Source organism: Clostridium sp. CCUG 7971 (assembly GCF_017590215.1).
Taxonomy (GTDB): Bacteria; Bacillota; Clostridia; order Peptostreptococcales; family Peptostreptococcaceae; genus Faecalimicrobium.
The window spans coordinates 25,546-39,974 of the sequence record NZ_JAFFPK010000081.1; the positions used below are offsets into that span (position 1 = coordinate 25,546).

At 27.9% G+C, this 14,429-nt stretch carries 13 protein-coding genes; 4 read left to right on the top strand and 9 right to left on the bottom strand.

Features of this window, described 5'->3' with window-relative positions:
* Positions 1-15 precede the first annotated feature (15 nt).
* The 7 genes from JWF52_RS11110 to JWF52_RS11140 all read right to left on the bottom strand — a co-directional run bounded on the left by JWF52_RS11110 (position 16) and on the right by JWF52_RS11140 (position 9,264).
* Positions 16-1,374 (bottom strand): C40 family peptidase, encoded by a 1,359-nt coding sequence (locus tag JWF52_RS11110; RefSeq protein ID WP_208333630.1) that lies wholly within the window; start codon positions 1,372-1,374, stop codon positions 16-18.
* Positions 1,375-1,939: 565 nt separating this feature from the next.
* Positions 1,940-2,140, bottom strand: coding sequence for a hypothetical protein (locus JWF52_RS11115; protein WP_208333631.1), 201 nt, complete (start codon positions 2,138-2,140; stop codon positions 1,940-1,942).
* A gap of 101 nt (positions 2,141-2,241) precedes the next feature.
* The gene (locus JWF52_RS11120) at positions 2,242-3,198 is read right to left on the bottom strand and encodes a BMP family ABC transporter substrate-binding protein (protein WP_208333632.1); all 957 of its coding nucleotides are present in this window, start codon (positions 3,196-3,198) and stop codon (positions 2,242-2,244) included.
* A 60-nt stretch (positions 3,199-3,258) separates the two neighbouring features.
* Positions 3,259-5,019, bottom strand: a complete 1,761-nt coding sequence (locus tag JWF52_RS11125) for a sensor domain-containing diguanylate cyclase/phosphohydrolase (protein WP_208333633.1) — start codon at positions 5,017-5,019, stop codon at positions 3,259-3,261.
* Positions 5,020-5,263: 244 nt separating this feature from the next.
* Positions 5,264-7,081, bottom strand: coding sequence for an ABC transporter ATP-binding protein (locus JWF52_RS11130; RefSeq protein WP_208333634.1), 1,818 nt, complete (start codon positions 7,079-7,081; stop codon positions 5,264-5,266).
* Entirely contained in the window at positions 7,074-8,804 is a 1,731-nt protein-coding gene (locus JWF52_RS11135; RefSeq protein WP_286184118.1) for an ABC transporter ATP-binding protein, read from the bottom strand. Before JWF52_RS11135 ends, JWF52_RS11130 begins: the two co-directional genes overlap by 8 nt.
* A 1-nt stretch (position 8,805) precedes the next feature.
* Entirely contained in the window at positions 8,806-9,264 is a 459-nt protein-coding gene (locus JWF52_RS11140; RefSeq protein ID WP_353654925.1) for a MarR family winged helix-turn-helix transcriptional regulator, read from the bottom strand.
* 212 nt (positions 9,265-9,476) lie between these two features.
* On the opposite strand from JWF52_RS11140, the gene JWF52_RS11145 reads away from it, so the two are divergent.
* Complete coding sequence (locus tag JWF52_RS11145; RefSeq protein WP_208333635.1) at positions 9,477-10,856, top strand: GntP family permease; 1,380 nt, start codon at positions 9,477-9,479, stop codon at positions 10,854-10,856.
* Positions 10,857-10,962: 106 nt separating this feature from the next.
* Here the strand turns inward: JWF52_RS11145 and JWF52_RS11150 are convergent, their stop codons facing one another.
* Positions 10,963-11,526 carry a B3/B4 domain-containing protein gene (locus JWF52_RS11150; RefSeq protein ID WP_286184120.1) on the bottom strand — a complete coding sequence of 188 codons (564 nt, stop codon included), beginning with the start codon at positions 11,524-11,526 and terminating at the stop codon, positions 10,963-10,965.
* 185 nt (positions 11,527-11,711) lie between these two features.
* Here JWF52_RS11150 and JWF52_RS11155 point away from each other — a divergent pair, with 185 nt between their 5' ends.
* Together JWF52_RS11155 and JWF52_RS11160 are read left to right on the top strand one after the other, a co-directional pair.
* A complete protein-coding gene (locus JWF52_RS11155) occupies positions 11,712-12,131 on the top strand; it encodes a deoxycytidylate deaminase (protein ID WP_208333636.1) in 420 nt (139 codons plus the stop codon).
* Between the two features lie 234 nt (positions 12,132-12,365).
* Positions 12,366-12,515, top strand: a complete 150-nt coding sequence (locus JWF52_RS11160) for a hypothetical protein (RefSeq protein WP_208333637.1) — start codon at positions 12,366-12,368, stop codon at positions 12,513-12,515.
* 49 nt (positions 12,516-12,564) lie between these two features.
* Here the strand turns inward: JWF52_RS11160 and JWF52_RS11165 are convergent, their stop codons facing one another.
* Positions 12,565-13,533: a Gfo/Idh/MocA family protein gene (locus JWF52_RS11165; protein ID WP_208333638.1), complete on the bottom strand. Its 969-nt coding sequence runs from the start codon at positions 13,531-13,533 to the stop codon at positions 12,565-12,567.
* A 349-nt stretch (positions 13,534-13,882) separates the two neighbouring features.
* On the opposite strand from JWF52_RS11165, the gene JWF52_RS11170 reads away from it, so the two are divergent.
* On the top strand, positions 13,883-14,395 hold the full coding sequence (locus JWF52_RS11170; protein ID WP_208333639.1) for a ferritin: 513 nt from the start codon (positions 13,883-13,885) through the stop codon (positions 14,393-14,395).
* The last annotated feature ends 34 nt before the right edge of the window (positions 14,396-14,429 follow it).

Here is a 14,429-nt window from a genome sequence, read left to right on the forward strand (position 1 = left end):
TATTTTTAGTTAAAATTATAATACACTCTTAGACCATAAATGTACACCACTCCAGTATGATGAATTTATATTAGCTTTTTGCACATTTGATCCTGGCTTTGGTGCATGTATCATTTCACCATTTCCAATATATATTCCTACATGGCTGACATTGCCAGTTCCATTAGTACTAGAGAAAATTAAATCTCCTGGTTTTAAATTTGATTTACTTACAGTAGTTCCAACCTTAGATTGTTCTACTGATGTTCTTGGTAAAGTCTTTCCCGCTCCATTTTTATATACATAATACATTAATCCTGAACAGTCAAATGAATCAGGTCCTTCTGCTCCCCATACATATGGTTTGCCTATCTGAGCTTTAGCTAAATTAACTACAGCTTCTCTTTTATTCTCCGAAGGATTAGTAGTGTCTTCACTTGATGATGAACCTGAACCTTTTGTTATATAGTCTGCACTTGCCCATCCTGTTTTTCCATTTGATAGTTTTATTTTGTACCATCCATTTTTGCTTGCAAGTAATTCTACTTTATTACCTTTGTATACTTTTCCTACTACAGAGTAGCTTGTTCCTGCTCCACTTCTAACATTTAATGTAGATGTTGTCACTGTACCATATCCTGATACTGCTACTTCTCCTGAATTATTACCTGAGTTATCTGATCCTTTTGTTATGTAGTCTGAACTTGCCCATCCAGTGCTTCCATTTGATAGTTTTATTTTATACCATCCATTTTTGCTTGCAAGTAATTCTACTTTATTGCCTTTGTATACTTTTCCTACTATAGAATAGCTTGTTCCTGCTCCACTTCTAACATTTAACGTCGATGTTGTCACTGTACCATATCCTGATGCTGCTACTTCTCCTGAATTGCTACCTGAATTATTTGATCCTTTTGTTATGTAGTCTCCACTTGCCCATCCAGCACTTCCATTTGATAGTCTTATTTTATACCATCCACTTTTGCTTGCAAGTAATTCTACTCTATCACCTTTGTGTACTTTTCCTATTATAGAATTACTTGTTCCTACTCCACTTCTAACATTTAATGTAGATGTTGTCACTGTACCATATCCTGATACTGCTACCTCTCCTGAATTACTACCTGAGCCCTTTGTTATATATTGCCCACTTGCCCAACCAATAGTTCCATTTGACAATTTTACTTTATACCATCCATTTGACTGATCTAGTATTTCAACTATATTTCCTTTATATGATTTAGTTATTACTGAATGATTTGTTCCTGCCCCACTTCTTATATTTAACACGTCGACATTCACTGTTCCTTTTTCTGCCGCGTATGAATTTGTCACACCAATTGCCATAACTGCTGAACTTAATACTATCGCTTTTGTTATACTTCTTTGATTCATCAACCTTCCTCCCATTTATTAATAATATAACCATAGATTTTCTCTATCGACAAAATCTACCTATTTATAGGTTACTATAACAGGAGTTTATTGTAAATAAAAATTGCATAAAAGTTACAAAAAAGTTACAATTTTTTACCATTATTGTATTTATTTTTTAATTTTATTTTTAAATGTAAAAATATGTAAATTTATATTGGAATTATATGGAAAAATATGGGTTAATTTAGGATACATACTTAATTTAAGCCTAATTTGCTGAATTTGAAGATTTTAATTTAAATCGGCTAACTATAATATAAATAGCAATTAAAATCATAACAAATAAAGATATTACTGAATCCTCTCTTTCACTTTTAGAGAAATTAGAGTTTGTACCTAACTTAGTTAAAATACTCAATACAGCTACTAATAATGTAATATATATTAAATCATTTAATATTTTTTAAATTTAATTATAACTAATATTATAACTTTAAATAACAAAAGCACCTTAGTTAAAAGATGCTTTCATAATGTAAAAAACAATCAAAATTTTAAGTATAACTTATCTTAATAATTCTTTTTAGTCTTCTATGTATTCAAATATAATTTTTTGATTTTCTTTTAATGTTATTTCTTCTTTTTTAGCCTCAATCCCACTTGTTTTTATTTTAACTTCTGCAACAAATGGTTCACTTCCCTCTACCATTGATAATAGTTCTTGGGCTTTTTTACGACCTATTTTAGATGCAACTTCTTTTAAGACTGCGATTTTCTTTAACATTTAATCTACCTCCTTTTATAATTTTAATTATATCATTTATTATAAAAAATCAAAATATATAAATAAAACCGTATTATTTAATAACGGTTTTTATTTATATATTATTTTTTAATTTTTGATTCTACGAAGTTAACTACATCTTGAGGTATTAAGTTAGTTTTTTCATATCCAACTCCACCATTAGAAATATCAAACATAGCAACTTCTCCGCCTTTAAATTTATTATCTACTAAATCTTTAATTGTAAGTTCTACTCCTGTACCAACATTTTTAAGAGCAGATGTAAGTATTGTATCTGGAGCTATGCGATTTTGAGGAAGATCTACAGCAACAGCTAATTTACTAAGTTCTTTTCCTGATTCATAAACTCCTGAATTAACGCCTCCACCTGCAGTAAATATAATATCTATTCCACTTGTATACATTTTAGTTGATATAGCTTTTCCTTTTGACGAATCGGTAAATGAGTTTGCATATTGAGTTATTAACTGAGCATCTGGCTTTACCTCTTTTAATGCTTTTTCATATCCTACAGCAAAATTACTTACTGATGGAATATCCATTCCTCCAATAAACCCAAACTTATCTGATTTGCTTACTTTAGCAGCAACCAAACCTGCTAGATATCCAGCTTCTTGTTCATTGAAAAGTATCGATCTTACATTTGATGGTATTTTATCATAGCTTCCATCTATTATTGCAAAGTTTTGCTTTGGATAATATCCAGCTGCTTCCTTTATTGCATCGGCTAACTTAAATCCAACCCCAATTACTAAGTCTGTACCTTGATCAACAGCAGTTTCAATATTTGTTTTATACTCACTGTCTTCTTTAGACTCTATGTAATTTACCTCTACTCCATACTTTTTCTCAGCTTCTTTTGCTCCTGCCCATGCTGACTGGTTAAAGGATTCATCGTTGACTCCTCCTTTGTCTAAAACTAATGTTATTTTTAGTTTTTTATCTTTAGTATTATTTTCTTTAGAAGAGCATCCCACTAATCCTAAAATACTTAAAAATAAAGACATAACTACTAATGCTAATTTTAGTCTTTTCATAACACCCTCCTATTTAAATTTCTTTATCAATTATATTATAATTTTATATAAAAAGTAAATTTATTTTTGTCGTTTTTTGTAGTATTGTTTTTTTAATTCTCCGCTTTCTACTAAATAACAAAAGGCTTCCACAATATTACTATCAAATTGCTTCCCTGAACATTTTCTTAATTCATTTATAGCTTCTTTCACAGTTTTTTTCTCACTATATACTCTATTAGTAGTCATTACATCAAATGAATCAGCGACAGCTATTATCCTAGATACAAGAGGGATTTCTTCTCCTAAAAGTCCTAGCGGATAACCTAGACCATCCCATCTTTCATGATGCGTTAGTATACTTCTAGATATATGACTTAATTCCGGTAGTAGCATTGCTAACCTATATCCTTTTTCTGAATGTGTTTTCATGATTTCATATTCATTATCCGTAAGTTTATCTTGCTTAAGTAATAATCGCTCTGGTATACCAATCTTTCCTATATCATGTAATCTACCTACTAAAGATAATTCATCTATAGTTGCACTATCAAGTTTCAAGTACTTACCTATTAAAGTTGCATAATTTGCTACCCTTTCGGTATGCTCCTCAGTTTCTACATTCTTTGACTGAAGACTTTCTTTTAATGAATGTAGTATAGAGCTTCTAAAGCTTTTTCTATTTAGTATTTTTTGCCTATAAAGCTTATCCTCTGCATCTCCTAACACTTTATCTACTTTATCAATTTCATTATTTAATATTGAAAATCCCATAGACATACTAAGTTTAAACTTATCACCTTCATAGTTTTTACAGATAGAATTCAATCTTTCCATTAACTTATCACATTCTTTATTAGATGTTGATGGTATTAATATAACAAATTCATCTCCACCCCACCTAAAAATAAAACCTTTTTCATCAAACACTTCTTTTAATTTTTTTGAAATTTCTTTCAATAGCTCATCTCCTTCAAGGTGACCTATTGTATCATTGATTATTTTAAGTCCATTTACATCTCCAATCATTATACCTATTGGAAATTGTCCATTTTTTATTAATTCTTCTATCTTTTCATCAAAATAAGCTCTATTATATAGTCCTGTAAGAACGTCTGTATAACTTAAATATCTAAGCTTTTTTTCTATTGATTTTCTTTCTGTTACATCTCTAACAACTCCAACTATTCCCCATATATCTCCACTATCATTAATTACAGGCGTCTTTATAGTCTCTACAATTTTTATATCACCATCTTCAGTTGGAACTTCTTCATCTATAATTAATTGTTTTTTAGTTTCTATAACGACCTTATCATGCTTTGCACATGTTTCTACAAAGTCCCTATCAAGATATAATTCTAAATCTGTTTTTCCAATTACATTATCTATACCTAGATTTTCATAAAAATCTACACAGTGTCGATTTACACCTCTATATATACTTTTGTTATCTTTATAAAAAACTATTTCAGGTATATTATCAATTATAGTCCTTAGTATATTTCTCTGATTTTCAAGTTCTTCATTATATGCATTTGATATATCTATTAAAAATCCTACCCAGTTATGACATTTATTATCCTTTGATTTATCACAAAATACTATATGCTTAAATAAAGATTTATTTATTTTTTTTATATCTGTAAGTTCTTTATCTATACATTTAATATAACTAACTAAATCTCTTTTATAAATATTTGAAATATTATTATAAAAGTCTTCCAGCGATAAATTAAAGTTAATTTCAAAAGATTTATTTATGTAAATTATCTCCCCTAAGCTATTTTTAATCCACACAGGGAACGGAATAAATTCAAATATAGTTTCATTAATACTCATTACTTGCCCCCTCTAATCTCTCTTTTTATTTTCATACCCCAATACAATATATGTTAATTAATATTATATCATAATTATATATCATGTTATTATTTAACAACTTTTTAAAACCCTATAATCAATTATAATTTATTTTTTATTTAACTTTTAAATCGTTTTGTAAAACCCTTTTAATATAAAATAAGCTGTCACTATTTAAAATCTAGTAACAACTTATTTTAACCTGTATTATTTATCTTGTTATCTATATACTAAGACCTGTTCTGAACTGACTATTATAAAGATTCGCATAGAAACCATTATTTTCTAATAATTCATTATGGGTTCCTCTCTCTATTACTTCTCCATCTTTTATTGCAAGTATAATATCTGCATTTTTTATAGTACTTAATCTATGCGCTATTATAAATGTAGTTTTTCCTTCCATTAGGTTACCCATAGCTTCCTGAATATGAGATTCTGTACGAGTATCAATTGATGATGTAGCTTCATCAAGTATTAGTATTGAAGACTTAGAAAGCATAGCTCTTGAAATTGCAAGTAATTGACGTTGTCCATGAGATAAATTACTCCCATTATCAGATAAGACTGTGTCATATCCATCTGGTAATTGTCTTATAAAGTGATCTGCATTAGCAAGTTTTGCTGCTTCTTTGATTTCCTTGTCATTTGCATTAAGATTTCCATATCTTATATTTTCACGAACACTTGTTGAGAATAAGAATGTATCTTGGAGCACTATTGATATCGACTTTCTTAAACTACTCATCTTTATATTTTTAATATCTTCTCCGTCAATAGTAATTTCCCCGCTATCTATATTATAAAATTTATTTAGTAAATTTATTATAGTAGTTTTCCCAGATCCAGTTGGACCTACTATTGCTACCGTTTGGCCTTTTGATGCCTTTAAATTTATTTTTCTAAGTATTTTTTTATCTTTTTGATATGAAAAGTCTACATCTTTTAAGCATACTTCTCCATATAAATCATTAACTTCTATTGCATTTTTATTATCTTCTTCTTTCTCTTCATCAATAACTTCAAACACTCTTTCAGCTCCAGCTAATGCAGATTGTATTGTATTTGCAATATTTAGCATCTCGTTTATAGGTCTATTAAAGTTTCTCATATAAAGAATTATTGTAAATACTACACCTACAGTTAAATCCATTCCTGATAATATAAAATACCCTCCAGAAACTGCTAATATTAAATATGTAAAGTTGCTAATTGTATTCATAATCGGACCCATGCAACCAGATAAAGCCTGTGCATATATTGAACTTTTAGTAAGGTTTGAATTTATTTTTGAAAATTCTTCCTTAGCTTTTTTCTCTTGTGAAAACAATAGTGTTACCTTTTGACCAGAAACCATTTCTTCTATATACCCATTTAATTTACCTAATTCATTTTGTTGCTTAATAAAAAATGGTTGTGTATTTTTCATAATAAGTCTAGTTGTTAAAAACATTATAGGGGTTGTTATTAATCCTATTAAAGTTAAACTCGGACTAAGAATAAGCATAGCTATAAGCATACCAAATATATTTATTATACCTGAGAAAAATTGAGCTATACTTTGAGATAATGTGGTGTTTATATTATCAACATCATTAGTAAGTCTACTCATTAAGTCTCCGCTTGAGCTAGTATCAAAATATCTTAACGGTAGGTTTTGCATATTTTCAAATAAATCACTTCTTATATCTGCTGATGTTTTCTGAGCTATATTTACCATTAGTCTATTTTGAATAAAAGTTGTTATTGTACCTATTACATACATTCCAATTAAAACTAAGCATATTTTTAAAAGCCCATTCATATCTCCAACTACTATATATTTATCAATTATGTCTCCATTTAATTTTGTACCTACTATACTTACTAAAGTAGTTATTATACAAAATATAAATATTGATACTAATGCTATTTTTTTATTACCTAAGTACTTTAGTAATCTATTTATTGTTTCCTTTGGATTTTTAAGTTTTTCTTTTTTACCACTAAAGTTTTGATTATGCCTATTCCCTGCAAGAGGATTTACTTTACTCTTAGACAATTGATGTCACCTCCTCACCTAATTGTGATACTGCAATACTTTTGTAAATTTCACTATTTTTTAATAATTCATCATGAGTTCCCATAGCAGATATTTTACCGTCATTTAATACAATAATTTTATCAGCCTCCATAACACCAGATATTCTTTGTGCTATTGTAATAACTGTCAATTCCTTCATTCTAGAATTTATTGCATCTTGAAGTTTAGCCTCCGTTGCCATATCAAGTGCGCTTGATGAATCATCCATTATAAGTATTTTAGGATTTTTAATTAAAGTTCTTGCTATAGAAAGACGTTGCTTTTGCCCTCCTGATAAGTTTTTGCCTCTTTGTTCTACTATACTCTTATAAGTATCTTCCTTAGATTTTATAAATTCATACGCTTGGGCATCTTTTGAAGATGATTCCATTAGTTTCATATCTGCATTTTCATTTCCAAACGTTAAGTTATCTTCAATCGTACCTGAAAATAATATACTATCTTGTAAAACTATACCTATATTGTCTCTAAGATCTTTTAGTTTTATATTTTTAACATTAACTCCACCAATTAAAACTTCTCCACTAGTTACATCATAAAGTCTTGGAATTAAGTTTACAAAAGAACTTTTACCACATCCTGTAGACCCTATTATTCCTATTTTTTCACCCTGCTTTGCTTTAAATGATATATTTTCAAGTACTAGCTCACTATGCTTATTATATTTAAAGCAAACATCTTTAAACTCTATATCAAAGTTATTAATTTCAACAGAATCTTTTGAATCTTTTATAGAACTTTCTGTATTTAAAACTTCATTTATTCTATCTGATGATGCTTTTGCTCTTGAGAAGTTTAAACTTATACCTATAACCATAATTATTGAGTTCATTATTTGCATTAAATAGTTTATAAATGCCATAATTTTACCAACCTCAATACTTCCAGTATTAACCATATTACCACCAATCCATAAAACAGCTACAACTGTTAAATTCATTATTAAAGATGCAATAGGCCATAATACTAGGTTCATATTTTGAGATTTAATGCTATTATTCATTAATTCACTATTAACTTCATTAAATATCTTTTCTTGATTTTTTTCTATAGTAAATGATTTAATCACTCTAACCCCTAATATACTTTCACGCATAACGATATTTATCTTATCTAATTTTTCTTGAGCTACCTTAAATAAAGGCATTGATTTTCTTAGTATAAAAGCAACAGATACTATTATTATAGGTATCGATACTGCTAGTATAAGAGATAATTTTGAGCTTAATCTTATTGCCATAAATAATCCACCAATTGCTAGAAGTGGTGCTCTTACCATAATTCGAAGTCCCATAAGTACCATATTTTGCACTTGAGTAACATCATTTGTAAGTCTTGTAATAAGTGATGATGTTTTAAATTTATCTATTTCTAAAAATGAAAGTGTCTGTATTTTATCAAATATTCCTTGTCTTAAATTTTCTCCCATTTTCATAGCTGCTATAGATGCAAAAAATGAACACGATATACCAGCTACAAAACTTATAATAGCTGTGATTATCATTTTCAATCCAATATTAAATACATATGATAAATCTCCATTTGCAACACCTATATCAATAATATTTGCCATAAGAGTTGGCTGTAATAAATCCATTATTACTTCTAGGCTCATTGTAATAGGTGCTAAAATTGCACAAATTATCGCTGAACCTCTTAAATATCTTAATAACTTAACCAATTTATTTATCTCCTTTTTCTAAGTTGCTATAAATCTTATTTAAAATACATATTGTTTGAGATTTTTCTTCTTCTGAAAAACCTTTAAAGCATTTATCATCTAAGTCAATAAATATCTTATCAACTCTTCTTTGGACTTCTTTGCCCTTATCAGTTAAATATACATTTAAAATTCTTTTATCTTTTGGATTTCTTTCTCTATATATAAGATTTTCTTTTTCCATTCCAGCTAATATACTTGTAGCCGTAGCAGGCTCTATTTTACAATAACTTGCTAACTCTCTTTGGCTACAGCCTGAATTATCTATAAGAAAATCTAGTATTTTAGGCTTTCCTTGCGTTAACCCTATTTTTAAAAATTCATTTTTTGCATTTTTACGATGTGCCCTCATTAGCTTCATTAATGCAGAATGTAGAGTTCCATTATTTATATGTCTTCTATCTTCTTTAATATGTAACACCTCCAAAGTATAATAGTTAGATGGCTAATCATTAGCCGTCTAACTATTATACTTTATCATATTAAATTTTATATGTAAATTGTAGTATTTTTTATTTTTAATACTTAAGCTGTGTAGATAAATATCCTTAGGGTAATATATAAATAAAATTTATATATTTTTAATTCATTAAAAAGAAAGGAGTTTGTCATTTATTTTGACAATATAATAAAATGATTAGCATCTTAGGTTTAATTTTTTCATTAGCAATTATAATATATCTCGCTTATAAAGGATACTCAACTATTATTACAGCACCAATAATTGCAATAATTACTATATTAGTTACAACTGGATTTGATAGTTATCTAATGGCTAACTATACAGAAGTTTATATGGTTGGTTTTTCTAACTTTATAAAAAATTATTTTCCATTATTTATGACTGGAGCAATTTTTGCAAAATTAATGGAAGAAGCAGGTTATGCAAAATCAATTGCACACTTTATTACTATAAAACTAGGAAAAGATAAATCAATTTTAGCAGTAGTATTGTCTGGAGCTTTACTTACATATGGAGGTGTATCTTTATTCGTAGTTGCATTTATTTTATATCCTATTGCAAGTATGTTATTTAAAGAAGCAGACATTCCTAAAAGACTTATTCCTGGAACAATTGCATTAGGTTCCTTTACCTTTACAATGACGGCACTTCCAGGTTCACCTGAAATCCAAAATGTAATTCCTATGAAGTATTTTGGAACAGACACTTTTGCATCTCCTATTATTGGTATATTTGCAAGTATTCTTATGCTGAGCCTTGGTATGATTTGGTTAACAAAACGAGCTAAATCTGCAAGGTCTAATAATGAAGGTTATGGAAATCATAAAGAAGAAATAATTAAAAGAAATTTAGATAATTTGCCAAATATATTTTTATCTATTCTTCCTATATTAATAATATTCATTACTAATTTAATTTTTTCTAAATTATATTACCCTAATATAGATGGAAGTTATTTAAGTAAATATAATACAACATTAAGTAGTGTTTCTGGTACATGGAGTGTAATTATAGCTATTGTTCTAGCAGATTTATTTATAATAGTGACTAATTTAAAATCTATAAAAAATATGAAAAGTGTATTAGACACTGGAGTATCAAATTCATTTAGGCCATTGCTTAATTCAAGTGCAATAGTTGGATATGGTAGCGTTATAAAATCTCTAGCTGTATTTGGAGTTATTCAATCATTTGTATTTGGAATTTCATCAAATCCAATAATATCTGAAGCCTTATCAGTAAACCTTATTTGCGGACTTACAGCTTCTGCCTCTGGTGGTCTTGGTATCTCCCTTGATGCTTTAGCTCCAACTTATATTAAGATGAGTCAGGCTTTAAATATATCACCTGAGATACTTCATAGAATAGCTTCACTTTCTTCGGGTGGATTAGACACACTTCCTCACAATGGAGCTGTTATAACAACATTAGCTATTTGTGGATTAACACACAAAGAATCTTATAAAGATATTTTTGTTACGTCTGTTGTTATACCTATTTGTGTAACAGCTATAATTGTTTTGTTAACGTCTTTACAAGTAGTGATTTAAATAAAAGGGTGAACTAATTCACCCTTTTATTTTATTATCTTGCTGTCTAAAATAGTTGCATTAGAGTATTTTTTTAATAATTTTATACCATATTCTATATAATCATTTAGCTCTTCATATTCATAAGTATATGCTTAGTATCTTTAGTTATCATGGCTCTTACTGAATCTGATGTAGTACTTCCAAATTTCCCCTTTTCATCTTCAAACACAGGTAGATTTTCTATATTAATTGATCCTCTACCAATGCCATCATAACGTTCTTCCTTGCCACCTACATTAAAATATATTACACCACTTACCTTATCTAAATCATATGTTCCTACTGAAAAAAAGCTTTTAAGTGATATTAAATTATTTATATCTACTACATTATTTACCTTATATAATTCCATACCTTTTACTACTCTTTTAACCAATGATTCCGATGAAAGTCTATACCTACTTGGATCTTTCCCTAAACTTTTATATGCTTTTCTGTATGCATCTATATTTTTTATTTCTAATATATCACTTTGTGTAATACTTTCTCTTATAGTACTACATTTATCATCTATTAATTTCCATAATTTATCACAACCATCATAAACATCAACATATTCCTCAATACATCCTATTGCTACTTGAGGGCATTTCTTCTTTAGTTCATCAGATATTTTAATTTCTACCATATATATCATCCTTTCTTCAACTTTATGTATTTATTAACATCATCCTTAATAGTTATACTATTTTTTTATTACTTATACTTTATATACTAACATAGTTTGAAATATTACTTATCCACTTTTTATAATACCTAATTTATAGTAATATAAATATGTATAATACTATAGAAATTTGGAGGCTTATTTATATGAGAAGTTCATGGGAAGAATATTTTATGGGTATAGCCGAAAGTATAGCACAAAGAGGAACTTGTGATAGAGCTTTCGTGGGAGCTGTTATTGTAAACTCAGATAATAGAATAGTTAGTACTGGATATAATGGTAGTATTTCAGGTGATGATCACTGTATCGATACTGAGCATAAAATGAGAGATGGCCATTGTATAAGAACTATACATGCTGAACAAAATGCACTATATTACTGTGCTAAGGAAGGTATAAAAGTTAAAAAGTGCAGTATATATGTAACTCATTTTCCTTGTTTAAATTGTACAAAAGCTCTTATCCAATCTGGTATAAAACATATTTATTATAGAAATGATTATAGAGTTGATGAATATGCATTAGAGCTTTTAAACTTGGCTAATGTAGGATATACAAAACTATAAATAGTAAAATATCTGGCAATAATATAATTTATACTATTTAAGTGGAGGCTTATTATGATTATAAATATAACTGAGATGGCAAAAGTTGCTCTTGATAATATGATAAAAGACTATAATGTAGATAGTAATAATATTAGAGTATACTTAAAAAGCATAGCTTGATATGGGCCTATATTTAATGTAGCTCTGGATGAGCCTACTGAAAAAGATGAAGTATTCAAAGTTGATGATTACTTGATAATAATTAATAAAGATTTAGCTTCTAAATTTGAAGTGGTAAATATTTATTATAAATCAACTCAAAGCTATGGCGATTTTCATATAACTACTGACTTAGTATGGAAAGATGAGTACCATTATAGCGATTGGGCAAAACCTTGGTAAATTTTACTTAAATTAATAAAAACCTCATGTTATAATCATGAGGTTTTTATTATTCAAATGGGTATTTTATTCCCCACTGATTTCTAACATTATCCATTAAATTCATAACGTCAATAGACAATTCTAAATTTTTATTCTTTAATTTATTTAATATATAACTATTCATATTTTCTACTTCATACTCTAATGCTTTTGATGTATCTCCTACTTCTATTTTTTCGCTAGAACCATCTGTATAAGTTATTAAGGCACTACAAGCTCTTGGAAAATTATCAACAGTTATAAATGCTAATTCTCCCGCTATTATACCTCTTTTAGGCATCTTAGACCTCATTGTAAGAGATACAACTGCCATTTCATCATTATAATTTTTTAAAATTATTCCTGATTGTTCATCTACTCCTGTTTCAAATTCTTTAACAGTTGTTAATACTTCATTTGGTTGACTCGATAAAAAGAACCTTGCAAAAGATAGTGCATATGTACCTATATCTAAAAGTGCTCCACCTGCTAATTCTTTACTAAAGAATCTATTATTAACGTCATATTCTTTACAACTTCCAAAAGATACTTGTATCATTTTTAACTTCCCTATTCTACCACTATCGATTATATCACGTAGCTTTTTATACAATGGCATATGATAAATTGTCATTGCCTCAGTAAGTATTAAATTTTTTTCTTTTGCTAAATTTACTGCTTTTTCTAATTGACTACTATTTACCGTAATAGCTTTTTCACAAATTACATGTTTGTTTTTTTCTAAACTTTTAGTTATAAATTCATAATGGTTACAGTGAGGTGTTGATATATATACAACATCAATATTTTCATCATCTAACATTTTATCTACATTGTCATATACCTTTTCAATATTATATTCATTAGCAAACTCTTTTCCTTTTTCAATATTTCTTGCAAAAACTGCATATATACTCTTATTAACGTTATTTATAGCATTCGCAAAATCTGTTGCCGCTATTCCAGGACCTATTATTGCCCAATTTAAATTACTCATATATTACCTCCTAATTACTCAATTTTTATGTACTACCTAGGCCTAATCTAATTGTCTTTGATTATATTATAACTTTCAAGTGCTCCTTCATTTTTACCAACTGTATTTTTATAGTATTATTATAGTTTATTTTCTTAAATATTAAATTCCTGAAAATTTTTTTATTAATTATTTTCTCAGATTTATCTAAATAGTTACAAATAATCAACCCTTATTTACATAATTTACCACGAGTGATATATTTAAATTATACACGTTTTCATAAGGAAAGAATTTTATTGAAATATATAAAATATATTTCTGGGTAAACTAATATCTAATAAAAATATTTTATAAAGGAGATATACATATGCTAAACGAAGTATTATTAAAAAAACTTAATGATCAAATTAACTTTGAATTTTATTCTTCTTACACTTATTTAGCAATGGCTGCTTACGCTGAGTCTATTGATTTAAGTGGTTTCGCTAATTTCTTTAGAGTTCAAGCTGAAGAAGAATTATTCCACGCTATGAAACTTTATGATTATGTATTTCAAAAAAATGGTGTTGTAGAATTAGAAGCTATACCTAAACCTAACACTAAATTTGAAGATATAATTGATGCATTTGAAAAAGGTTATGAGCATGAACAATTAGTAACAAGTAGAATATATGAACTTGCTGATTTAGCTTCTGAAGAAAGAGAACACTCTACAATGAGTCTTCTTAGATGGTTTATAGACGAACAAGTTGAAGAAGAAAATAACTTTAGCTCTCTATTAAAAAGAGTAAAAAGATCTAAAGAAAATCCAGCTGCTTTATATATGATGGATGATGATCTTGCAACAAAAGTATTTACACCTCCAACAAACCAACAATAAAGCTATAAAATTTATTATATTTGCTTATAAAAAA

Bases quoted from the DNA above. Each gene is read 5' to 3' on its own strand.
- JWF52_RS11155 (WP_208333636.1), top strand. From the start codon at position 11,712: ATGAGAAGTTCATGGGAAGAATATTTTATGGGTATAGCCGAAAGTATA.
- JWF52_RS11150 (WP_286184120.1), bottom strand. From the start codon at position 11,526: ATGGTAGAAATTAAAATATCTGATGAACTAAAGAAGAAATGCCCTCAA.
- JWF52_RS11165 (WP_208333638.1), bottom strand. From the start codon at position 13,533: ATGAGTAATTTAAATTGGGCAATAATAGGTCCTGGAATAGCGGCAACA.
- JWF52_RS11170 (WP_208333639.1), top strand. From the start codon at position 13,883: ATGCTAAACGAAGTATTATTAAAAAAACTTAATGATCAAATTAACTTT.
- JWF52_RS11120 (WP_208333632.1), bottom strand. From the start codon at position 3,198: ATGAAAAGACTAAAATTAGCATTAGTAGTTATGTCTTTATTTTTAAGT.
- JWF52_RS11115 (WP_208333631.1), bottom strand. From the start codon at position 2,140: ATGTTAAAGAAAATCGCAGTCTTAAAAGAAGTTGCATCTAAAATAGGT.
- JWF52_RS11145 (WP_208333635.1), top strand. From the start codon at position 9,477: ATGATTAGCATCTTAGGTTTAATTTTTTCATTAGCAATTATAATATAT.
- JWF52_RS11125 (WP_208333633.1), bottom strand. From the start codon at position 5,019: ATGAGTATTAATGAAACTATATTTGAATTTATTCCGTTCCCTGTGTGG.
- JWF52_RS11110 (WP_208333630.1), bottom strand. From the start codon at position 1,374: ATGAATCAAAGAAGTATAACAAAAGCGATAGTATTAAGTTCAGCAGTT.